17 protein-coding genes and 2 pseudogenes are annotated in these 21,537 nt (G+C 67.7%); 12 read left to right on the forward strand and 7 right to left on the reverse strand.

Going from position 1 to position 21,537, the window contains the following annotated elements; all coding sequences use genetic code 11:
* The first annotated feature begins 39 nt into the window (after positions 1-39).
* Together FG385_RS20590 and FG385_RS20595 are read left to right on the forward strand one after the other, a co-directional pair.
* Positions 40-1,830 carry a thiamine pyrophosphate-requiring protein gene (locus FG385_RS20590; protein ID WP_139098399.1) on the forward strand — a complete coding sequence of 597 codons (1,791 nt, stop codon included), beginning with the start codon at positions 40-42 and terminating at the stop codon, positions 1,828-1,830.
* Between the two features lie 10 nt (positions 1,831-1,840).
* Positions 1,841-2,887 carry an Rv2629 family ribosome hibernation factor gene (locus tag FG385_RS20595; RefSeq protein ID WP_139098400.1) on the forward strand — a complete coding sequence of 349 codons (1,047 nt, stop codon included), beginning with the start codon at positions 1,841-1,843 and terminating at the stop codon, positions 2,885-2,887.
* Between the two features lie 5 nt (positions 2,888-2,892).
* On the opposite strand, the gene ku is transcribed toward FG385_RS20595, so the two are convergent.
* Positions 2,893-3,819: a non-homologous end joining protein Ku gene (gene ku / locus FG385_RS20600; RefSeq protein WP_139098401.1), complete on the reverse strand. Its 927-nt coding sequence runs from the start codon at positions 3,817-3,819 to the stop codon at positions 2,893-2,895.
* Between the two features lie 227 nt (positions 3,820-4,046).
* Here ku and FG385_RS20605 point away from each other — a divergent pair, with 227 nt between their 5' ends.
* Positions 4,047-4,439, forward strand: coding sequence for an Orn/Lys/Arg family decarboxylase (locus FG385_RS20605; protein WP_139098402.1), 393 nt, complete (start codon positions 4,047-4,049; stop codon positions 4,437-4,439).
* A 162-nt stretch (positions 4,440-4,601) separates the two neighbouring features.
* Here FG385_RS20605 and FG385_RS20615 read toward each other — a convergent pair whose 3' ends face one another.
* The gene (locus FG385_RS20615; protein WP_139098403.1) at positions 4,602-5,654 is read right to left on the reverse strand and encodes a Ppx/GppA phosphatase family protein; all 1,053 of its coding nucleotides are present in this window, start codon (positions 5,652-5,654) and stop codon (positions 4,602-4,604) included.
* A 190-nt stretch (positions 5,655-5,844) separates the two neighbouring features.
* Between FG385_RS20615 and FG385_RS20620 the strand changes: the two genes are divergently transcribed.
* The 3 genes and pseudogenes from FG385_RS20620 to FG385_RS34955 all read left to right on the forward strand — a co-directional run bounded on the left by FG385_RS20620 (position 5,845) and on the right by FG385_RS34955 (position 7,995).
* A complete protein-coding gene (locus tag FG385_RS20620; protein WP_139098404.1) occupies positions 5,845-6,699 on the forward strand; it encodes an SDR family oxidoreductase in 855 nt (284 codons plus the stop codon).
* A 215-nt stretch (positions 6,700-6,914) separates the two neighbouring features.
* A pseudogene (locus FG385_RS34950) lies at positions 6,915-7,199 on the forward strand (GAF domain-containing protein); the annotation flags it as partial.
* Positions 7,200-7,365: 166 nt separating this feature from the next.
* Positions 7,366-7,995 carry a PP2C family protein-serine/threonine phosphatase gene (locus tag FG385_RS34955; protein ID WP_235022692.1) on the forward strand — a complete coding sequence of 210 codons (630 nt, stop codon included), beginning with the start codon at positions 7,366-7,368 and terminating at the stop codon, positions 7,993-7,995.
* Here the strand turns inward: FG385_RS34955 and FG385_RS20630 are convergent, their stop codons facing one another.
* On the reverse strand, positions 7,996-8,367 hold the full coding sequence (locus FG385_RS20630) for an STAS domain-containing protein (protein ID WP_139098405.1): 372 nt from the start codon (positions 8,365-8,367) through the stop codon (positions 7,996-7,998).
* A gap of 206 nt (positions 8,368-8,573) precedes the next feature.
* On the opposite strand from FG385_RS20630, the gene FG385_RS20635 reads away from it, so the two are divergent.
* Together FG385_RS20635 and FG385_RS20640 are read left to right on the forward strand one after the other, a co-directional pair.
* On the forward strand, positions 8,574-8,906 hold the full coding sequence (locus FG385_RS20635; RefSeq protein ID WP_139098406.1) for a plasmid stabilization protein: 333 nt from the start codon (positions 8,574-8,576) through the stop codon (positions 8,904-8,906).
* Between the two features lie 236 nt (positions 8,907-9,142).
* Positions 9,143-9,673: pseudogene (locus tag FG385_RS20640) on the forward strand (IS66 family transposase); the annotation flags it as partial.
* 157 nt (positions 9,674-9,830) lie between these two features.
* Here the strand turns inward: FG385_RS20640 and FG385_RS34015 are convergent.
* From FG385_RS34015 to FG385_RS20665, 4 genes are all read right to left on the reverse strand, one after another.
* The gene (locus tag FG385_RS34015) at positions 9,831-10,634 is read right to left on the reverse strand and encodes a helix-turn-helix transcriptional regulator (protein WP_160148858.1); all 804 of its coding nucleotides are present in this window, start codon (positions 10,632-10,634) and stop codon (positions 9,831-9,833) included.
* A gap of 114 nt (positions 10,635-10,748) precedes the next feature.
* Positions 10,749-11,663, reverse strand: a complete 915-nt coding sequence (locus FG385_RS20655) for a hypothetical protein (RefSeq protein ID WP_139098409.1) — start codon at positions 11,661-11,663, stop codon at positions 10,749-10,751.
* Positions 11,664-11,771: 108 nt separating this feature from the next.
* Positions 11,772-13,277: an alpha/beta hydrolase gene (locus FG385_RS20660; RefSeq protein WP_139098410.1), complete on the reverse strand. Its 1,506-nt coding sequence runs from the start codon at positions 13,275-13,277 to the stop codon at positions 11,772-11,774.
* 708 nt (positions 13,278-13,985) lie between these two features.
* A complete protein-coding gene (locus tag FG385_RS20665) occupies positions 13,986-15,932 on the reverse strand; it encodes an AMP-binding protein (protein ID WP_139098411.1) in 1,947 nt (648 codons plus the stop codon).
* A gap of 808 nt (positions 15,933-16,740) precedes the next feature.
* On the opposite strand from FG385_RS20665, the gene FG385_RS20670 reads away from it, so the two are divergent.
* The 4 genes from FG385_RS20670 to FG385_RS20685 all read left to right on the forward strand — a co-directional run bounded on the left by FG385_RS20670 (position 16,741) and on the right by FG385_RS20685 (position 21,498).
* A complete protein-coding gene (locus FG385_RS20670; RefSeq protein ID WP_160148859.1) occupies positions 16,741-17,346 on the forward strand; it encodes a TetR/AcrR family transcriptional regulator in 606 nt (201 codons plus the stop codon).
* 140 nt (positions 17,347-17,486) lie between these two features.
* The gene (locus tag FG385_RS20675; protein WP_139098413.1) at positions 17,487-19,025 is read left to right on the forward strand and encodes a class I adenylate-forming enzyme family protein; all 1,539 of its coding nucleotides are present in this window, start codon (positions 17,487-17,489) and stop codon (positions 19,023-19,025) included.
* 99 nt (positions 19,026-19,124) lie between these two features.
* Positions 19,125-20,339 carry an acyl-CoA dehydrogenase family protein gene (locus tag FG385_RS20680; protein ID WP_139098414.1) on the forward strand — a complete coding sequence of 405 codons (1,215 nt, stop codon included), beginning with the start codon at positions 19,125-19,127 and terminating at the stop codon, positions 20,337-20,339.
* A 4-nt stretch (positions 20,340-20,343) separates the two neighbouring features.
* The gene (locus FG385_RS20685) at positions 20,344-21,498 is read left to right on the forward strand and encodes a CaiB/BaiF CoA transferase family protein (RefSeq protein WP_139098415.1); all 1,155 of its coding nucleotides are present in this window, start codon (positions 20,344-20,346) and stop codon (positions 21,496-21,498) included.
* Positions 21,499-21,537 lie beyond the last annotated feature (39 nt).

The following is a 21,537-nucleotide window of genomic DNA, read 5'->3' on the forward strand; positions in this document are numbered from 1 at the left end:
GCACGTTTAGCCCTTGCGGTGCGGCGGTAACCGGTAGACATGACTGAGACGGTTGCCGATCATGTCCTGGCCAGGCTGCGCGAATGGGGTGTCGAGCAGGTGTTCGCCTACCCCGGTGACGGCATCAATGGGCTGGTCGCCGCGTTCGGCGAAGCGGATGACCGGCCGCGGTTCGTGCAGGCCCGGCACGAGGAGATGGCCGCGTTCGCCGCGGTGGGATATGCGAAGTTCAGCGGCGAGGTCGGCGTGTGCATGGCCACCTCGGGGCCGGGCGCGATTCACCTGCTCAACGGCCTCTATGACGCCAAACTCGACCATGTTCCCGTGGTCGCGATCGTCGGTCAGACGGCGCGCAGCGCGATGGGCGGCAGCTATCAGCAGGAAGTGGACCTGCAAGCGCTGTTCAAAGACGTGGCGAGCGAATACCTCGTCGAAGTGAACGTGGCGGAGCAACTCCCCAACGCCCTGGACCGCGCAATGCGCACCGCGCTCGCTCAGCGCGCGCCCACCGCCGTGATCATCCCGGCGGATCTGCAAGAGGATGACTACTCCCCGCCACAGCACGTGTTCAAGCAGGTACCCTCCGGTCCGCCGAGCCGTCCGCGTGCCGTCGTTCTCCCGCCGACGGATGAGCTCACGCGCGCCGCGGAGGTGCTCAACGCGGGCGAGAAGGTCGCGATCCTGGTCGGCCAGGGAGCGCGCAATGCGGTCACCGAACTCCGCGAGGTCGCCGAAGTCACCGGCGCCGGGATCGCGAAAGCGCTGCTGGGCAAGGATGTCCTACCGGACGACCTGCCGTACGTCAGCGGGTCGGTCGGGCTGCTCGGCACCCGGCCGAGCTACGAGCTGATGCGTGACTGCGACACCCTTTTGATGGTCGGATCCAGCTTCCCGTACACCCAGTTCCTTCCGGATTTCGATCAGGCGCGCGCCGTCCAGATCGACGTCGACGCCCGCTTCCTTGGCCTCCGCTACCCGGTGGAGGTACCACTGCTGGGCGACGCCAAAGCTACGTTGCAGCAGCTGATTCCCCTGCTACGGGCCAAAAAGGACCGCTCGTGGCGTGAACGGGTGGAGCACAACGTCGCCGGCTGGCAGGAAACCGTGCGGCGGCAGGCAATGCTCGATGCAGACCCGATCAACCCGATGCGGATCGTGCACGAACTGTCCGAACGGATCCCCGACGATACCATCGTCACCGCCGATTCCGGGTCAGCGACCAACTGGTACGCCCGGAATCTGCGGTTCCGCGGCCGGATGCGCGGATCACTGTCGGGCACGCTCGCGACGATGGGCCCGGCCGTGCCGTATGCGATCGGGGCGAAGTTCGCCTTCCCGGACCGCCCGGTGGTCGCGCTCACCGGCGACGGCGCCATGCAGATGAACGGCATGGCCGAGCTGCTCACCATCGCCCGGTACCGCGAGCGGTGGGCTGATCAGCGATGCATCGTCTGCGTGTTCCACAACGGCGACCTCAACCAGGTCACCTGGGAGTTGCGAGCGATGGGCGGGGCGCCGAAATTCGAGGAATCGCAGACACTGCCCGAAGTGTCCTATGCAGACTTTGCGCGCAATATCGGCCTGGATGGGATCGCCGTGGACGAACCCGGCGAACTCGGCGAAGCCTGGGACACCGCATTCTCCGCCCGCCGCCCCACCGTACTGGACATCCGGTGCGATCCTGAGGTGCCGCCGATCCCACCGCACGCCACCCTGGATCAGGTCACCTCGATGACCGAGGCCGTACTCAAAGGCGACCCGAACGCGTGGCACCTCGTCACACAAGGCGTCATGACGAAACTGCAGGAGCTGTTGCCCACAAAGCACTAGGGGGTCCACTGTGGACACATCGTGGCTGCGCCCGGTCACCGAAGCCGACGGCCCTTTCGCCTCGGTGCACATGGACGAGTCGCACGATACGGAAGACGCCATGAAACAACTCGACCTCCGGCTGAGAGAAGTCGAGACCGAGCTGGCCGCGCAGGGGGCCGATCCGCAGACGGTGGCCGCGGTAGTAGCCGCCGTGCGGGACAGCCGGCCGCCGGCCGGCAAGGCCGGTCGCGGCGTCATCGCCGCGCGCGGCTCGGTGCTCGTCAACCGGCGGCTGGCGGGGCCGCCGGCGACACCGGAGGTGCGGTTTTCGCCACTGCCGTATCTGGTGCCATTGGCGGTGCACACCGACGAATGGCCGCCGTATGTTGTCGCGGCCGTCGATCGCGTCGGTGCCGAAATCGCCGAGCACGGCCCGGGCAAGCCGCGCACACACGTCGTGCGCGGCGCCGATCATCCGGTGCACAAGGTGCGCGGCGGCGGCACTGCCCACCGCGAGATCCAGAAGCACACCGAGGAGACGACCCGGCAGAACCTCGCCGAGACCGCCCGCGAGATCGCGAAGACGGCCGAACGCACAGCCGCCGCATTCGTGTTCCTGGCCGGGGAAGTTCAGTCCCGTAGCGCCGTGCGGGAGCTGCTGCCGGAGGCCCTCCGGCCGATCACCGTCGAGGTCGGCACCGGCGACGACCGGCGCATCCAGGAAGCGCTGACCGGGCACCAGCTGGCCGGGCTCGACGAGGTGGCCGCCGAGTTCCGCGCCGAGTCCGGCCGGACGCCCGGGCGCGCGGTCGCCGGCCTGGACGCCGTGACGACCGCGCTGACCGAGGCGAATGTGGCCACCCTCCTGGTCGCTTCTCCGGGCGACGCGACGGTATTCACCGGGCGCCGGCCCGCGGACGTCGCGGTCGGGAAGTCGGGGCTCGACGCGCCGGTCGCTCGTCGAGCCGACGAAGCGCTGCCCTTCGCGGCGGTCGCGACCGGAGCGGACCTGGCCGTGCTGGACGAGCGACTGGACCTCTGGGAAGGTTTCGGTGCGCTACTGCGGCACACGTGAAGGCGTCATGATGCCCGCAGCGCCTCTTCAAGTTGGGCTTTGGTCATCTTCGACCGGCCTTTGACGCCATGCTCGCGAGCGAGCCGTTCAAGATCCGTTTTAGACATACCCGACAGGTCTTTCGCCGCGTTCTTCCGGGCGCGCGCCGATGTCCCCCGGCGACGGCGTTCCACGCTGCGCGACAACGCATCCATCAGGTCGACCACCTTGGTCGGCTCGCTCGGCCCGGTTTCCGCGGCAACCGTGTCGCCGGAGCTCTTGGCCTCGATCAGTTCGTGCACCCGGTCGAGGTAGGTGTCCTGGTAGTCCTCCGGCCGCCACGGCTCGGTCATCGCGTCGACCACGTCTTCGGCGAGATCGAATTCCTTCGTGCGGGTCTTCACCGCACCGGGCAGCCTCGGCAGGGCTTGCCCCGGCTCCCGCACGTCCGCCGCGAAATGCAGCGTGTGCAGTGCAAGCACGGAACCGGACGCCCGGATCAACGCGAGGTATTCCTTGCCCCGCATGGCGAACCGGGCGATCGCGACCTTGCCCAGGTCAGCGAGCGCGTCGCGCAGCAGCACGTACGCGCGGTCGGATTTCTCGTCGTCCGGACCGAGCCAATAGGCCCGGTCGAACAAGACCGGATCGATCTCCCCCAACTCCGCGAAGGACTCGACGTCGATCGTCTTCGATCGCCCAGGCGCGATATCGTCGAGTTCCTGCTGCTCCACCGGTACGTACTCACCATCTGTCGGATAGCCCTTGACGATGTCGGAATAGGGGACCTCTTCGCCGGTACGCTCGTTGACCCGGCGATTCCGGATGCGGTCACCGGTTCCCTGCTGCAGCTGGCGAAACCGCACGCTGTGGTCCTCGACCGCGGCGTACAGCCGCACCGGCACGATGACCAGCCCAAAAGACAACGCGCCACGCCAGATCGGTCTCGCCATGATGACCTCCTGTTTCGGGATTGCCACGGTGTCAGAGCACCAAACACCGACCCGCGACCGCTCGGGTGTTTGATCGAGACGTGCCGCGACCGGAGCGATTCCCTACGGCGGCAAGGCAAGCACAAACGACCCAGGGTGTGCACGCCCGCCCACCATCGGCAATTCGAGCGGGGCGCAGTTCAACGCTCCAGCCCAGCGGGCTGCGCATCGGTTGGACACAGACGGGGATGGGCACTGCAGACTGGCGAGCGGCTCGATGCCCTCGACGTATCGCCGCGCAGCTCACCATCGCCGACGACGAAGACACCACCCCGGCACCAGAGCTGCACCTACCTGCCCCGACCGAGCTGGAACTGGAGCAGGCGATGTCCCCTCGCGAGGCCTTCTTCGGCCCCGCCGAACACGTGCCTACCCAGCAAGCCGCGGGCCGGGTCGCCGCCGAAACACTGAGCCCCTACCCGCCCGGTGTTCCGGTCGTGCTGCCCGGTGAAATCCTCACCCAGCCCGTGATCGACTACCTGCGCAGCGGTGTGGTCGCCACGATGTTGATCCCCGACGCCACCGATGAGGAGGAAAAATGGCCGCGGCGTCAGGAATTGTCCTCTTCGCACGGAAGTTGACGTGCTGCGGGCCGCGGCCGAGGGGCGCGTCGAAAGCGTGCCGAGCGTGGAACCCGACCTCTTCGTCGACGGGCGATCAGGTGAGCGCGCACGAACTCGCGCACGACGGTTTCATCGCGCTTCTGCGGCCGGGACCGACCGGGCGACGGGTACGGGTCGAGATCACGCAGGCGGGCCGCGTCGCGCTGGCAGGGCGGTTACAGTGCCGCGCGCGGTGACTCCGTCATTTTTCTCGCCCTTGCTGGCAAAGGCAGTTCTCGACAGAGCCCGCAACGGAAGTTCCGGAGTGGCTGAGTGGGCTTCGAGATGGTGCAGCAGAACTCCCTCTCGCAAGGCCCACGGGCAGATCTCGACGGAAATCACGTCCAGCGCCGACATAGTGGCCTCGGCAGTCAGCGCTCCGGCCACTATTTGGCCGGCGCGCGGCCTCGAAATTCCTTTGAGTTCGGCGCGTTTCCTGGTGTTCACGTCGGTGAGCCGAGGGATCTGGTCGCGCAGGTCGGCGAGTGACAGTTCCCGCTTGACGAACGGGCCCCTTCGCCGCGGTGCGGCGCCGGCAACCCTCGCCAGTTGCTTGAACGTCTTCGAGGTGCCGACGACACGTCGCGGGTTCCCCTCCCAGCGCAGCCGGTCGAGCACCTCCGACAACGTGTCGCGCACATGCTGTCGGAGCCCCTTGAGTTCGCTGCGGCCCGGTGGATCGCCGTTGAGATGGCTCCTGGTCAGTCTGCCCGCGCCGAGCGGCAGGGAGACGGCCAGGTCGGGCTCGACGTCACGGCCGAGCGCGAGTTCCATGGAGCCGCCACCGATGTCGATGAGCAGCAGGTGACCCGACGACCAGCCGTACCACCGATGCGCGGCGAAGTAGGTCAGGCGGGCTTCCTCCTCGCCGGACAAATACTGTGGCCGGATTCCGGACTCGACCTCGATCAAGTCGAGGACGTCGCTGCGGTTGGTGGCGTCGCGGATCGCCGCGGTGATGAAGGGGTAAAGCAGCTCCACCTCCAGCCTGCCGGCTGCCTCGACGGTACGCCGGACCGCGGCTGCGACACGGTGGGCGCCGCGTTCGCTCAGGCTGCCGTCGGCCTGCAACTCCTCACCGAGCCGCGTCGGCTCCTTGACGGCGTGCACTGGCAGCGGAGGCGCCCCTGAAGCGACATCGACAACCTGTAGCTGTGCGGAGTTGGAACCGATGTCCAGTACGGCAGAACGCATGATGATTGGTGTACCCGCTATGAGCTGGTTGACACCTCGGCAGGAGCGCCGCGGCGGACCAGCAGCGCCCCCGTGTGCTCATCCCACGGACGGCCGTCCCTTCACGACGATGCCGCAGCACCCCTCATTGTGAACAAGTGTGAATACGTACTCGCCGGGTAGCCAGCTGGACGAGCTGGAAGGAGCCGCGATGTCCGAGCCGATACGCCCGCCGCAGCAACAGTATCCGCCAGGGACTACAGGTCCGATGGACCCGCCACCGCGGGATACCATGGCTGATTACCTGGGTCGTGATCTCCTGGCCGGCCAGCGGGCGCTCATCACCGGCGGCGATTCCGGTATCGGCCGTGCGGTCGCCATCGCGTTCGCCAAGGAAGGTGCCGACATCGCGATCGCCTACCTGGAGGAGCACGAGGACGCGGAACGTACCGCGGAACTGGTTCGCGCCGAAGGCCGCACCTGCGCGCTGCTGCCCGGTGATCTCGCCGAGCCCGCGCAGTGCCGCTTGGTGGTGACCGAGACCGTGCGCCGCCTGGGTGGGCTGAACATACTGGTGAACAACGTCGCAACGCAGTGGCCGGTAAACGCGCCGGAGGAGCTGACCGACAAACAGTGGTCGCATACGTTCGACGTCAACATTCACAGCTATTTCCGGGTGACCTCTGCCGCGCTGGAATACCTCGGCGACGGTGACGTGATCATCAATACCGGTTCGGTGAACGGGCTGCGCGGCAACAAGTCCCTGATTGACTATTCGGCGACCAAGGGCGCGGTACACGCGTGGACGTACGCGATGGCACAAGCCCTCGCTGGTCGCCGCATCCGGGTGAACTGCGTGGCGCCGGGTCCAGTGTGGACACCGCTGATCCCGTCCACCTTCCCGCCCGAGCGGGTCGAGAAGTTCGGACTTCAGGTCCCCTTCCAGGAGGCCGCTCATCCCGACGATCTCGCACCGTCGTACGTGTTTCTCGCCTCCAACCGGCTCGCCGGCTACTACAGCGGTGAGGTCATCGCCGCCTTGGGCGGTGAAACCACCCCGGGCTGACGTTACCGCTGCTGTTTCCCGACGCCACGACTTGCGCTCTCGGCTCGGCGCGACTCCGCCAAGCGTAGAGTCAACCCATGCCGCCATCGTCGGAGTCGCCCAACCTGGCCGTGTTGGACGAGATCATCGGCACACCCGTGGGTCATCTCGGGCTCGGTGAGCAACTCGACATGGCGCTCAAGAAGGCGTGCGAAGTCCTCGGAGTCGACACGGCCATGGTGTTGCGACACGAACCGCGCGGCCGGTACCTCGTTCCGATCGCCGCGGCCGGCCTCGAAGAGGCTCTCTACCAGGGCGTTCGCACACCGCTTGGAGTCGGCCTCGCCGGCCGAGTGGCCACGCGGCTGGAACCCGTGGTGATCGACCGGGTCGACGAGACCACCGTGTCGAACCCCTCGCTGTGGCATCGCGGTCTGCACACGATGCTGGGCGTGCCCATGCTCACCGACGCCGAGCTGATCGGGGTGCTCCACGTCGGCTCCCTGCGGCCGCGCACATTCACCAAGGCCGATATCGCGGTCGTGCGAATGCTCGCCGACCGGCTCGCGGTCACCCTGCAACTGGACGCCCTGCGGGAGAACCAGACCGCGACCCTCGCGCTCCAACGCAGTCTGCTGCCCGCTGCGCCGCCCGAAGTCCCCCGGCCTCACGTTCGCGACGCGGTACGTGCCCGGCGCCGGTGCCCATCTCGGCGGCGACTGGTACGACCTGTTCCGGTTGCCGGGCGACCGGTTCGGCGTCGTGAGGGGAGACGTGTCCGGGCATGGGCTCGACCCAGCGGTGATCACGGGCCGGCTCCGCAGCGCGCTGCGCGCCTACGCACTCGACTCCGAGGATCCCGCCCAGGTCCTGGGCAAGCTGGACCGCAAGGCCAACCATTTCGAACACGGCGCGATGGCGACCGTGGCCTACGGGGTGTTCGACCCCGGCCGCCGTCATCTGGCGCTCTCGCTCGCCGGTCACCTACCCCCCGTCGTGGCCTCGCCTGGCCAACGCGCAACACTGGCACCCGCACCGCCCGACCCACCGATCGGCCTGACGATCGCGACGCGACCCCGCCGCACCACCGTGCTGACCCTCGCGCCGGACACCGTGCTCGCCTTCTACACCGACGGACTGGTCGAACGCCGCGACCAGCTCATCGATGTCGGCATGCGACGGCTGACCGAGCTGATCGAGACGGACGATCCGGAACACCTGTGCGCACGTGTCATGACGTCGCAGGTCGGGTCACGTCCCGCGCAGGACGACGTCGCGCTGCTGATCACCCGATGCGGAGCCGCGTGCCGACCGTGATCACAGCCCGGCCAGGGACGCCTCGAGCGTCGGGTACAGGGGCAAACTCTGATCAAGTCCGGTGAGATGGATCGGCCTCAGTGTGGCCCGCCCATCCGCGACGATCCGTAGCACGGTCTTATCGCCGACATCCCGGTGCATCGTCAGCAACGCCGACAACCCCGCCGAGGCCAGAAACCCCACCGCCGACAGGTCCAGCACCAGCATCCGTGGTTGCTCCGCGACGACATCCGCGACCGCGTTGGTCAACCTGGGCACCGTGAAGGCGTCGACCTCACCGCCGATACGCAGCACCACGGCCCCGGCCCGATCTTCCCGCACGATCCGCAGCTCGCGCTCCAGACCGGAGGTGACATCAGTTGGCTCGCTCATCACATCCTCCTGTCATGACCGTCCGGGTTCGAAACCATGCACACGAAGGCTCCATGAGACTACGCCCCGAAAACGCCGGTCGCCCGCTGCCGGCGGCGCGGCGAGCTGCTCGCGACCTGGCAGGCACCCCGTAGCCGGGCCTCAACCCGGCGTGAGGTTTGCGCGACCTTCGGCACGGGAAACGCTACACGGGAAAGGAGTTTGTCATGCCCCAGCAGGCCTGGAACGAGAAGCGGGAACGGCAGTACGAGAGCATCAAGAGCAGCCAAAAGGAGCGTGGCGCGAGCGAACGGCGTGCGGAGGAGATCGCGGCGAGGACCGTGAACAAGAACCGTGCCCGATCGGGGGAATCGCGGCAGCAGAGCCAGACCTCGCTGCGCGATAAGTCTCCGCAGGAGCGAGGTGGCCACAGGTCCGGCAAGCGCCTCGGGCCGGGCGGGCCCACCAAGGAACAGCTGTACAACGAAGCCCGCAAGCGCAACATCCGCGGCCGTTCCACCATGACGAAAAAGCAGCTCCAGCAGGCCCTCGGCCGCTGAACCCCGAGTCTCGCCGGGTAGGCACGGCACCGTCGGGTGACACAGTGTGTGCACGCGATCCCTGATTTGTCAGCCCGCTTGGGCCGGTTCCGGCATCGATCACGGACATCGCACGAGTCGCAAGCCCGGAGGCCTACCCACGATCGCCAAAGCGATCACCATACGCCGTTGGCGGGTCCGGGGCGTGCCGAGCTTGCCCCAGCTGCATCACTGGCTTCGCCGTTTGTACGGTCAGAGCCCATCTCTTGCGCGATCTGCGGTCGATCTCCGACGCCGACCCCGACGGGCAGGTGTGGGCCACCGCGATGGCCACCACCCTCACCGACGCCAACCGCGCCGCCCACACCGCCCGTGAACGCGACGCCGACCGCCTCGATGAGGCAACGCTCAAGCAGATCCGCAACCACTACCTGGGCGCCCGCGCCCGAGGTAGAGACGACAACCAGGACGAAGACACCGCCCTCGCCGATAAGGCACGCACCCTCATCGCCCGGTTCCGGCGCTTCGAGAACATGATCTTGAGATTCGCCACTGATCTTTCGGTCCCATTTACGAACAATGCCGCGGAAAGAGCCTGCAGGCCCGTCAAAATCCAGCAGCGCACCTCCGGCGGCTGCTGGCGCACCCTGCAAGGGCTCACCGACTTCGCCATCGTCCAGTCCTACCTGGACACCACCACCAAATAGGCCCACGACAAACTCGACGCCCTCCACCAACTCTTCACCACCGGCGCCTGGCTACCACCCGCACTCACACCAGGTGAATAGCTACCCCACGGCTCTTCGCCTCCGAGTCGGTGACCGAGGGACACCCCGACAAGATCTGTGACGCCGTACGCGGATATCCGGCAGCGTGGGTGCCCGCGATGGACATCGTCGCGACGGGCGCGCGCTGTGTTCGGCCCGTGCGCTACGCCTCGGCGGGCTACGGCAGCAAGCCGTGGATACGGGCCTGGTAAACGGCTTCGCCCCGGGTGTGACTGTCCAGTTTGCTCATCGCGCCCTTGAGATAGGACTTCACCGTTTGCTCCGTGAGGCCAAGCCGGGACGCCACACGTCCGTTGCTCCAACCCATGGCCACCTCGGCGAGTACGTCCAGCTCCCGCTGCGTCAGCTTCACCCACGGCTGGTGCGCGCTGCCGCCTTGCAGGCGGACGAGCCGTTCGGTGAGGTCACGCAGTCGCTGGCGAAGTGTCGGGTCGGCGACGTCCTTGGCAATCGCGACGAGCTCGGCGTAGACGTCGCGGATCGCGAGACCGATGTGATCGGGCTGCGGGCTTCGGCAGGCACGGCTCGCCTTGACCGCGTCGTCGACAATCGCCAATGCCCGGTCGATCAGCCGTTCACCGAACGACAGCGGTCGCCGTACCGCCCCGTACACGATCTCCCGTACCCCGGTCGGACCGGCGACGGGTATGGCGAACATTGCCCGAAGTCCTTCGCCCGCGACTTGACGGTCGAACTCGTGACTGATACCGCGAGCGGCGGCGTAGTCGGCCACCGATACCGGCCGGCTGAGCGTAATGCACTTGCCGCCCACCCCGTGTTCCGTGGAACAGACGAGATTGCGCAAGTTCGCCGTGCGCGCGCCCTCGAACCGATCCAGGACGAACGTGTCGCTGTGGTCGTCCACCCGCGCGGCGAAGGCGACATCAACGAGGCACGACGTCCGCAGCGACCTGAGGAGGTCACCAGACGCGACTCGGTCATGCTCGGCCGGTACCGGCATCGAAGCCTCCCTCCGCGCCTCTTCGCGCGTTGTGGCGACAGTCACTATATTGGCTGGTCGCTAGATATTCAACACGTGACTTGAGTCGGGTCAGCAGGTCGGTTCGGCTCTGGGTCAGGCCCTCGCGGCCGCGCGAACCCGGTCGAGAGCGTGGGCGGTGACCGAGTCGACCAGATCTGCCGGAACGTCGCCCACGCCCGCCAGATAGAGCGTGGTCAATGCCTTGCCGATGCGGACAACCACCACGTCGACGACCACCTGGCCGCGCGAGGTGGGGGTCACGAGCTGGACCGCCGCGGACGAGTCGCCTCGAGCCGGCGTGACCAGCGGCCGGACGGTCACACGTTGCGAGCTTCCCCGACCGGGGATGGCAAACTCTGTGCAGGCCCTGGTCGCGGAGCTGAAGGCGGTCAAGGCGGCGCTCGCTCCGTCTTTCGCGGGTACCGCCACCGCCTGCTGCACCAGCGAGCCTGAATTCCCCTTGACGAACCGGACACCGGTGCGCACCGGCGCGCGGCTCATGGTTCTGGCCAGATCGTCCAAGGGGCTGTAGCCGCTGGCCGGTGCCGTGCCGGTGGCCGAGTCGGGGGCCGGCGCAACCTGCCACCCTTCGGGCAGGTCTGACTGAACCAGTGTGGAGTAGGGCACCTGGTCGGCGGTAAGCGTGAGATGCCCGTCCCCAGCGGTAACGGAACCGGCCATCGGCGCGGTGGGACAGGTGGTAGGCGCGGCGGAAGCGGCGGGAGCGGATGTGCCGGCCGCGGCCGGCGGTTCCACCGTGGAACGATCGGCTGCCGCGGCGGAGGTTGGCGATGGGGAACGACCGTGCATTGTCAACACCATTGCCGCCACGACGCCGGAGACGATCACGAGCGTTGTCGTGGCGAGGACGAACGGCCGCCGAAACTTCGACGGCCATCTCCGGCTTGTCGCGGGCAGTTCGGGCTCCGGCTCACCGGTCGCCGCCTGCGCCCGTTCTCGGTCGGTGTCGTCGGGGTCGTGATTCTGTGCAGGGCTGGTGCTGCGCAATGACTCGTCCTTTTTGGTGGGATCGGCTAGAAGACGCAGGAGTGGCGCAGCCGACCGGGATCGCCGATACGACCTACCCCGGCCGGCCACGCTCGCATAAGCTCTCTATCAGTTGATCGGCAGGTTCGTGGGCGGAATCAGCCGACCAAGCTCCGGCAGTAGATCGGTGACGTCGGTTTGCCTGCTCACACAAGACTGTCGATAGTTCGCGTTGTTCTGCCCCTGCGGGCCCATCGACTGATCAGCAAAATAGGCTATCTGCTCCCACACCTGGTTCGCGTTCAGTTCGAAGTTGATGTCGTGTCCGCCGCCGGGGATGACCGCCGTGCGGAGGCAGGCCTGCGGCGAGAAGCCCGGGTTCTCGTATTGGGTCATCGCCTTGGCATCCTCTTCGAGGGTGTTCGGACCGTCCGCCGGCGTAGCGGCGGTGGCGCAAGCGATGTTGTTGGGACCGCAGAAGAAACTGTCCTGCTCGCCGTCGATCAGGAACGTCGGGGTATGAATGTTCTTATGCGTGCCGTCGTATTCACGCACGAAGAAGGTCGCCAACTCCTCAGCGGTGACCGGACTCTGCAATTCCTCGTCCATTGTGAAGATCGCGGGATCGGTGTCCGCCTTGTTGAAGAACGGGGAGTTCGCGCGTGCACCTGACCGGAAGCTCAGGTAGCCGGGGTCCAGGGCCCAGGGCTGCCCCTTGTACAACGGTTGTGCCGACGCGGGGATCAGACCGGCGAAGAGCATCCCGCCCTGGTCGAACTTGAACCGGTTACCGTACCCGGTCCCGATCACCACGTCCGCGTCGTTGAACTTGGCCGTTTCGAGGTAACTGGTCACCGTGCCGTAGGAATGTCCGACCAGCCCGACGTGCCTGAACTTGAATCCCCCGATGTCGCCGCTGTGCAGCTTGTCTATGAGTGCGTGCACCGTGTTGGCGTTGGTGTCGGCCGTGACGGCGGCACTGATCGGATGGCTGCTCCTACCCTCACCGAGCCGGTCGATGTTCAGCGTGGCGTACCCGTGCTTGATCAAGCCGTTCACAACCGAATACTTGTCGGGTTGGTACGGCGAGTCCCAGTACCAGGTGCCGTAGGTGATTCCGTGCACCAGCAGCAGCACCGCGACCGGCCTGCCTGCCTTTGCGGCGGCCAGTGTCTCCCGGCTCATACACAGCTCGCTGTAGATTTGCACCGGGATCGCGGCAGCGTCCAGGGTATAGCCACCGAGTCCGGGCAGGGAGGACCCGACGGGCGAATTGACCACCGGAACCGACATCGGCACTTCACCGGTGAACGGGCACACCTTGTCCGGCGCCGGGGTCGGCGTACCGAAATTCCGCGTGTCGGTGCCGGCGCCGGACCCGGCAAGGTTTTGCAGCGCACCGGCTGGAAGCTGTGGCAGGCCGTTGGGCAACGTCGCCGTATTGGCCAACGCCGGCAGACCCTTGAGCAAGTCTCCCGTGCTGCTCAGTTGGCCGACACCGTCGAGCGGAGAACCAGAACCGGGACCGGAAATCGGCCCGCTGATGGGGTCCGCGAACGCGGGAGCGCCGAGGCTCACACCCAGACAGGCGGCTGCCAGTAGGACAGCCCATCGCTTGTGCAGAGCGAATTTCACTAGTCGTACCTCTCACTGTCACTCGGATTCGGCAATGGCCAAGGCGGATGTGCCCCGGGCCCGCGGGTACCACGAAAGGCATCGGACACCGGGCCATCGACCGTGCGCGACCAGAACGGCATGCGATCTGGCGGTTCATACCTTTGACCGCTGAGATTCTGATGTCGCCCGTATGTGCCCACCACCCACCTTTGAGGGTGTGCCGCAGTGCGGGCCGACCTGTCGCGCCGGGCAGCGCCTCGTAGATTGATCTTGCTGCCGCGCGCCGGCCTGTCCAGAGTGGACTTTGACCAGGTGCTTTCCCTGGAAACGCACGGAAAGTAGCCGCGTTGTCACCGGTGCGACTAGGCCGGACAGGCGTGCGGTTTCATTCTTTCGGGTGTGTCGGGTACGGCGTTGTTCAACGCGTTCCGTCAGCCTTCGATCTACGGTCCGTAACGCTTTCCCGGCCGCGGCCGCGGTCGCTGCCGACGACGGCAGAACGGGGCACGCCACGCAAGAACCGGTCGCGTATCGGTGGCCGCGGCCCAGATCGCCCGGCGGGTACCTTGCCGCGACCGCCGACGAGCGCGACGCCATCGTGTGGTCGTGCCAACGGCTACAACCAGAACGTCCATTGCGGACGACGTCTACCGGCGGCCGGACGATATGGCTATTCGTCCCGGCCGAACCGCGCGATCGGGTGGGTCCGAATCGAACCGTCGCGGCTCACCGCGCCGCGGCCGATCCTGCGATCGCGGTGACCACCGCCGACAAGGCGGCGGGGTCCTCCATGGCGCTCGTGTCGCCCTCGGGCCGGCCGGTCACGAGAACGTCCCGCAACAGCCGGCGCATGATTTTGCCCGTGCGGGTTTTGGGCAGTGTGGCGGTCGGATACACCCGGGCCAGGCGCGCGTATCCGCCCAGCTCCTCGCCCGTGAGACGGATGAGATCCGCGCGGACCGCATCGGCGTCGGCGCCTGCCATGAGCGTGACGAAGGCGATGGGGACGGTGCCCTTCGTGTCGTCGGGTACGCCGATGACCGCGGCCTCGGTCACCTGGTCGTGGGCGGTGACGACAGCCTCGATCTCCATGGTGGAGATCCGATGTGCGGCCACGTTGATGACGTCGTCGGCGCGACCGAGTACCCACAAGTGGCCGTCGGAGTCGAACACCGCCTCGTCATTCGTGGCGTAGCGCCCGGGAAAGCGACCGAAGTAAGTGCTCAGGTAACGGTCGTGATTACCCCAAACCGTCCGGGCCAGCGTTGGAAATGGCCTGGTCAGCAGCAGGTTTCCCTTCGTGCCGGGCGGTACCGGCTCGCCGTTGTCGTCAACGACTACGCATTCGTGCCCAGGCAGCGGCCTCCCCACCGAACCCGCCTTCAGGTCGTCCACCCCGGCGACGGGATATGTCCAGGTGGACCCGGTTTCCGTCTGCCCGTAGGCGTTGACGATGGGAACGCCGCCGGCCAGGTGCTCGGACGCCCAGCCGAACGTGTCAGCGTCCAGGGGTTCGCCCTGGACGGTGACCAGTTTCAACTGTGGCAGGGGATGCCGGGCACACAGCTCGTCGCCGAACTTGCGCAACATGCGCAGCACCGTCGGTGCGGCCAGCACCTTGGTCACCCCATGCCGCTCGACGAACTCGTAGAACCGTTCGTTGGTCGGCGTGTCCAGAGCACCCTCGTAGCAGGCGATGGTCATCCCGCAGGCGAGGCCGCCGACCACCGCCTGGATCGGGAACGTCAGCCAGCCCACGTCGGCGGCGACCCAGTAAACGTCGCCGGGTTCCCGGCCCACCTGCCAGTGCGCGTTCGCCCAGGTGCCGACGAGGAAGCCGCCCACCGAATGCACCACTCCCTTCGGGGTGGCTTCGGTGCCGCTCGTGAAGATCAGGAACGCAGCGTCGTTGGGTTCCAGCGGGACCACCGGCGTGCCCCCTGGATGCGCCGAGACCAGTTCCGCGTAGGAGACCTCGCCCCGCTGCAGAGGGACTTGCCGGCCCGTGCGGTCCACAACGATGGTATGTGCCACGTGGTCCAGGTTCCGGCGAGCAGTCCGCAGGTTGTCCAGGAGCGGAACCAGCTTGCCACGCCGGTAACTGGCGTCGGCGACCACGACCGCCTTCGCGGCGGAGGCCCTGAGCCGGGATACGACCGCGTCGGCGCCGAAACCCGAGAACAGCACGGTGTAGATGGCGCCGATCCGGTTACAGGCGTGAATCGCGGTGAACGCCTCGACCAAGTTGGGCATGTAGATCGCGACCACGTCGCCCTTGGTCACTCCGAGGTCGAGCAGCCCGGCGGCGAGGCTGGACACCTCGGCGGCCAGTTCCCGGTAGGTGACGGTGCGGCTGTCGCCGGGTTCGCCTTCCCAGATTATCGCCGCTGTGTCCGCGGCCGTAGCGTCCTCGGCCCAGCGATCGACGCAGTTGTCGGCGACGTTGATCAACCCGCCCTCGAAGTACCGGAAATCGGTCAGGCCACCGGACCGTAGCGTGGTCCACGGCCGAATCCACCGCTGCTGTCCGGCCACCCAGGCCCAGTATTTGTCCGGATCCTCGTCATGCAGTGCGCGCGCGGCGAGGAGTTCTTCCGCACGCTCCCGCGAATAGCACTGCTTGCGCAGCGGCAGCAGGGAAGCGGAGATGAGCTGATTCAGGCTGTCCGTCATGCCACGCTCCTTCGGGTTAGTCATGCGGGATGCCGAGTGGCACACCGCGCCTCTTCCTGGTCTGACCCCGGTTCCGGCGATGCCGGACGCGAGTCCCGACCGACCCGCGATGCCGAGTAGCCACCGCAGGCACGAACCGCCGTCGTCGGGGACCGTGGCGTTCAGTTGCGGACTCGCCGTGAGGTACCTCGCAGGCTCCCGCTCTGCCGACTCGGTCTGGCCGGCACCTCGAGTGGCGAGAAACGCCTGCCATTCCGCACACCTGCGGCGGTGCCGGGCTCGAGGGCGCCGGCTGATCGCTCGCGGAGGGAAGCGCTGCTCGGCGGTCGCCACGGCACGCGATGTGGGCGATCACGGTGCTTCCGTCACACGGCGCCGCTTGGCCGGCAGCTATCGAAAGGTGAGGGGCGCAAGCCCGGACGATATCGCGGCCCCGGCCCCGGTTCGGTGCCATCGGTCGGCGCATCCGGCGGTGCGGCCATGGTCCTGGCTCCCAGCTTTGGTGACTCGTCCTCCATCGACGAGAGCGAGCAGGTGTACGACGCAGGTTAAGACTGAGTGGATGTCAAGGACACCCACGATCGTGGGGGCAACGGGCCTGCTCACCCGCCCTCTCCCGCGGATCGCCCAAGCGGGCAGGGAGGTGGCCGACGTCGGCGAGGATCGGCCGGCGTTCTCGCGATCCCGGTCGCCGGCGCGGCGCGGTACGGGCGAGGCGGTGTGCCGGGCGCGCGTTGCGGGCTTGCTACCGTGAGTGCTGACACGGTGTGCGAGGTGGTCGGTGGCTGGATCCGGGGACAGTGGGCGCGTGCCCTCGTCTCGTGCAGAGCGGAAGCGTGCGCAACGGGTGGAGCGGCTGGAGCGGACCGCGGCGAGGATCTTCGCCGAGAAGGGTTACGACGGCGCGAACTTCGATCTGATCGCGGCCGAGCTCGACCTGCGTGGGCCCAGCCTGTACCACTACTTCTCCTCGAAGGAGGAGCTGTTCCTGCGCTGCGTGCAGAAGTCCGGTGACGAGGTCTTCGCCCGGCTGCGTGCGATCGCCACAGCGACCGAGGACCTGGCGGACCGGCTGCGTGCGTTGTTCCGCGAACAGGTCCTGATCGAGGTGCGCGACTATCCGGAATTCGTGCCGCTGTTCTTCAAGACTTCTGTGCCGATAGCGGAACTGCGCGAGACCGTGCTCCGCATCCGCCGTGAGCACGCCGCGATCTTCGAAGAGGCGGCGCGACGCGTGGCCGACCGGCACGGGATCGGCGCGGCGGAGCTGCGGCTGCGCCTCGGCATCGCCTTCGGTGCCCTCGCCTATCTTCCCGAGTGGTACGACCCGCGCGGGGCCCTGGCCCCGGAGGAGCTGGCCGATCAGCTCGCCGATCTGCTGGCCGCGCCTTTCCTATCGCTTTCCCCGGCTTAGCCTGCTTGTCCCCGGCGCATTCCGGTCGGCGGAGCCCCCACGATCGTGGCTACTCGGCGCCGCGGATCGGTCCTACTTTCCCTCATGGCCTGTCCGATCGCCGACGAGGCGACGGGTCGCGGTGTGAGGAGCCGAGGACCATGGATGTACCGAGCTTGATGCGCCAGGCGGTGGCGTTCAACCGAGACCGCGTCGCGGTCATCACCGAGCACGAGACCTTCACCTTCGAGCAGATGTGGGCCAGGGGGGTGCGGCTCGCCAACGCCCTGCGTGATCTCGGCGTACGGCCGGGTGACCGTGTCGCCGGGCTGGAGGACAACAACCTCGGCGCGGCCGACCTGTTCCTGGGCGCGGCGATCGCCGGCGCGGTCCGGGTCCCCCTCTATGCCCGCAACTCGGCGGAGTCACACGGCCACATGATCGAACAGACCGGCACCAGCGTCGTCCTGACCGATCAGGCCTACGCGGACTCGGTGGCCGAACTTCCCTCCACATCGGACTGCCTGCGGCACGTGGTCGTCCGGGACGACGACTACGAGAAATGGCTCGCCGGCCGGTCCGACACGGACCCGATGGTGGACGTGGACTCGGATGCCTGGTACATCATCCGCCATTCGGCCGGCACCACCGGACGCCCGAAGGGGGTCGGCTACACCCAGCACGACTGGCTGGTGAACTGCCGGAACTGGTTCTACCGCCTGCCCAACCTCGACTGGGAGAGCGTGGTCGGCCACGCCGGGCCGATCTCACACGCTTCCGGCTACCTGTTCCTGCCCGCCTGGCTGCATGGCAGTACCAACCTGCTGTTCGGCTCCTTCGATCCCGTGAAGGTCCTGGGGATGCTGGAGCGGCACAGGGTGACCCACATGTTCGCGCCGCCGTCGATGGTGCAGATGCTGGCCGCCGAGCCGTCGGCGGCCCAGCGCGATCTGGCGGCCCTGCAGTGCATCCTGGTCGGCGGCGCACCGATCACCGACTCCACCGCGAACGCCGGGCGCCGGGTGTTCGGAGACGTGCTATATCAGGTCTTCGGGCAGACCGAGGCGGTCCCGCTGACCGTCATGACCCCGCAGGAGTGGTTCGGCGAGTTCCCGGGCTCGACGCCGATGCGGGCGGCTGGCCGAGTGCTGCCGTTCGCCCGGATCGAGGCGCGCGACGTGGACGGGACCGTGTTGCCGATCGGCGAGGAGGGCGAGCTCTACGCCAAGGTCGAGTCACAGATGCGCGGGTTCTGGGGTGACGACGAGTTGACCGCCACCCGGCTTGTCGACGGATGGGTGCGCACCCGCGACATCGGCCGGATCGACGAGAACGGTTTCGTCTACATCCTCGACCGGGCCGACGACATGATCGTGTCCGGTGGCTTCAACATCTGGCCGGCCGAGCTGGAGACCGTGATCAATGACCACCCCGAGGTGATCGAGGTCGCGGTGTTCGCCATTCCGCACGAGAAGTGGGGGGAGACCCCGATGGCGGTGTGCCGGGTGGAGGAGGGGGCCACGGTCACCGAAGAGGGCGTGATCGATCTGGTGCGGACAAGGCTCGGCTCGTACAAGAAACCGTCCAAAGTGGAGCTGACCACCGAGCCGCTGCCGAAGAACGTGGTCGGCAAGCTGCTGCGCAAGGCGCTGCGGGAGCCGCATTGGCAGGCACACGGCAAGCGGGTCAGCGGTGCCTGACCGTCAAAATCTACACATCAGAAGATTATCTAGTAGAGACTTGAATTTGATCGCTCGGATTGACAGTATGGGAACCGAGAGAGAGGCAGGTGGTGTCGGATGACCGCGACCATCGCGTCCAGGCAGGGCAAGGGACTTGCCACCGACGGCTATGACCTTCCCTGGGCGTTCGAGCCCGAACATCTGGACTGGCGGGACACGGTGCGCCGGTTCGTCACCGAGGAGGTCGCACCCGGGGCCGCCCGGCGCAGCATCGAGTCGTTCTTCGATCCAGCGCTGGTGCGCAAGGCGGGCGAGCTTGGCATGTTCGGCCTGCTGGTCGGCACGGAGTACGGCGGTGCGGGCGCGGACCTGCGATCGCTCTGCCTCACCGTCGAGGAACTGGCCACTGTGGACTCATCGCTCGCGGTCACCGTGCACGTGCAGTCCATCTGTGTCGCGCTCCTGCAGCATCTGGCGAAGGACCGGCCGGAGTTGTGCCGGGAGGTCCTGCCGTCGGCGGCCGCCGGCGACACCTTCATCTCCATCGGGCTCACCGAACCGTCCGGCGGTTCGGACGCGGGCAACATCGCCACCACGGCCCGCCGGGACGGCTCCGACTGGATCATCAACGGGTCGAAGCAGTTCATCACCAATTCCGGTACGCCGTTCTCCAGGTACGTGATCCTGATGGCCGCGGTGGGCGAGAACGTCAGCGGCAGGCCGCCGGTGTCGGCGTTCCTGGTCCCGCTGGACGCGCCCGGCGTGACAGTCGGGGACAAGTACCCGAAGCTGGGCTGGCGCTCCTCGGACACCCACCCGTTGTTCTTCGACGACGTGCGGGTACCCGCCGAGGCGCTGATATCGGAGCACGGTCGCGGCTACCGTGACGTGCTCGAGTTCCTCACCTGGGCCCGGCTGCCGATCGCCGCGATGAGCGCGGGGCTGGCCACCGGTTGCCTGGCCGACACGATGCGGTTCGTCGAACAACGGACCTCGTTCGGCAAGCAGTTGGGCCGGCATCAGGCCGTCGCGTTCCAGACCGCCGAGATCGCCGCGCTGGCCGCGACCGCGCGCACCCTCACCTACGACGGGGCCTGGAAGTACGACAAGGGGCTGCCGATCCGGGAGGCGGCCGCGACCGCCAAGCTGGTCGCTTCGGAGGCCGCGAACAAAGCGGCGTATCTGGCCACCCAGCTGCAGGGCGGGTACGGGTTCATCGAGGAGACCGCGGCCACCCGGCACTATCAGGACGCCCGGATCCTGACCGTCGGCGAAGGCACTTCCGAGGTGCAGAAGATGCTGATCGCGCGGGCGCTCGGCCTGGCGGTCTGACCGGATGTCTCTTCCGCTGGACGGGCTCCGGGTGCTGAGCCTGGCGCACCAGTACCCGGGGCCGTACGCGACGTTGATCCTCGCGGACCTCGGCGCCGACGTGGTGCTGGTCGAACGTCCGGGCGCCGGTGACCCGGCCCGCGCGTTCCCCGGCTTCCACGGGGCGCTGGCACGCGGCAAACGGTCGGTGGCGCTGGACCTCAAGACCGACCAGGGCCGGGACCTGCTGCGCGCGCTGGCGCGGCGCAGCGATGTCGTGCTCGACGGGTTCCGCCCTGGAATCCTGGACCGGCTCGGGGTCGGCGCCCGCGAACTCACCGAGGTCCGGCCCGACCTGGTCTACGTCTCGGTGACCGGCTACGGCCAGGGCGGTCCGAACGAGACCCGGCCCGGCCACGATCTGACCTACCAGGCCGAGGCGGGCATGCTCTACGAGCACCTGCCGCCCGCCTCGCCTCCGGCACCGCCGTCGCTGGCACTCGGCGATCTGGCCTCCGGCCTGCTCACGGTGCAGGCCGTGTTGCTGGGGCTGCTGCGCCGGGAGCGGCAGGGGTGCGGCGGGTGGCTGGACGTATCGATGTTCGACGCCCTGGTGTCCCTGCTGACCGCGCACATCGGCCCCGTACTCAACAAGGACGGCCCGCCGGGGTTCCCCTACGAGCCGGGGTACGGCGTTTTCGCGACCCGGGACGGCCGGTATCTGGCGCTCGGGGTGGCCCACGAGGATCACTTCTGGCGCGCGCTCTGCGCGGCCACCGGGTTGACCGGTGAGCTGAATCTGAACGCGCGGCAGCGGTTCGACCGGCACGAGCGGCTCTCCGCCGCGCTGGCCGACCGGATCGCCACCAGGACGTGCGCGGAATGGGAAGAGATCTTCACCGCCGCGGATGTGCCGTTCGGCCGGGTTCGTGGCCTGGGTGAGCTGCCCGACGTGCCGCATGTGCGGGCCAGGAAGCTGATCAGCAGGCTGCCCGGAGACGGCCGCTGGTACGTGCGGCAGCCGCTCGGCGTGGACGGTCGGTGGCCAGGGCCCCGGTCCGGGGTGCCGGGCCTGGGTGCGCACACCGTGGAGGTGCTCGCCGAGACCGGCGTGCCGCAGGAGGACATCGACAGCGCGATCGCGAGCGCCGCGGCCATTCAGCATCCGGGGCCGGGGTGACCGCGGTGTGGCGTGACAGGCAGGACAGGGGATGAGCAC

The organism is Amycolatopsis alkalitolerans (genome assembly GCF_006152065.1).
Taxonomy (GTDB): domain Bacteria; phylum Actinomycetota; class Actinomycetes; order Mycobacteriales; family Pseudonocardiaceae; genus Amycolatopsis_E; species Amycolatopsis_E alkalitolerans.

Excerpts from the sequence above, each read along its gene's own strand:
- FG385_RS20590 (WP_139098399.1), top strand. The coding sequence starts at position 40 with ATGACTGAGACGGTTGCCGATCATGTCCTGGCCAGGCTGCGCGAATGG.
- ku (WP_139098401.1), bottom strand. The coding sequence starts at position 3,819 with ATGGCGAGACCGATCTGGCGTGGCGCGTTGTCTTTTGGGCTGGTCATC.
- FG385_RS20605 (WP_139098402.1), top strand. The coding sequence starts at position 4,047 with ATGGGCACTGCAGACTGGCGAGCGGCTCGATGCCCTCGACGTATCGCC.
- FG385_RS20615 (WP_139098403.1), bottom strand. The coding sequence starts at position 5,654 with ATGCGTTCTGCCGTACTGGACATCGGTTCCAACTCCGCACAGCTACAG.
- FG385_RS20620 (WP_139098404.1), top strand. The coding sequence starts at position 5,845 with ATGTCCGAGCCGATACGCCCGCCGCAGCAACAGTATCCGCCAGGGACT.
- FG385_RS20630 (WP_139098405.1), bottom strand. The coding sequence starts at position 8,367 with ATGAGCGAGCCAACTGATGTCACCTCCGGTCTGGAGCGCGAGCTGCGG.
- FG385_RS20635 (WP_139098406.1), top strand. The coding sequence starts at position 8,574 with ATGCCCCAGCAGGCCTGGAACGAGAAGCGGGAACGGCAGTACGAGAGC.
- FG385_RS34015 (WP_160148858.1), bottom strand. The coding sequence starts at position 10,634 with ATGCCGGTACCGGCCGAGCATGACCGAGTCGCGTCTGGTGACCTCCTC.
- FG385_RS20665 (WP_139098411.1), bottom strand. The coding sequence starts at position 15,932 with ATGACGGACAGCCTGAATCAGCTCATCTCCGCTTCCCTGCTGCCGCTG.
- FG385_RS20675 (WP_139098413.1), top strand. The coding sequence starts at position 17,487 with ATGGATGTACCGAGCTTGATGCGCCAGGCGGTGGCGTTCAACCGAGAC.
- FG385_RS20680 (WP_139098414.1), top strand. The coding sequence starts at position 19,125 with ATGACCGCGACCATCGCGTCCAGGCAGGGCAAGGGACTTGCCACCGAC.
- FG385_RS20685 (WP_139098415.1), top strand. The coding sequence starts at position 20,344 with ATGTCTCTTCCGCTGGACGGGCTCCGGGTGCTGAGCCTGGCGCACCAG.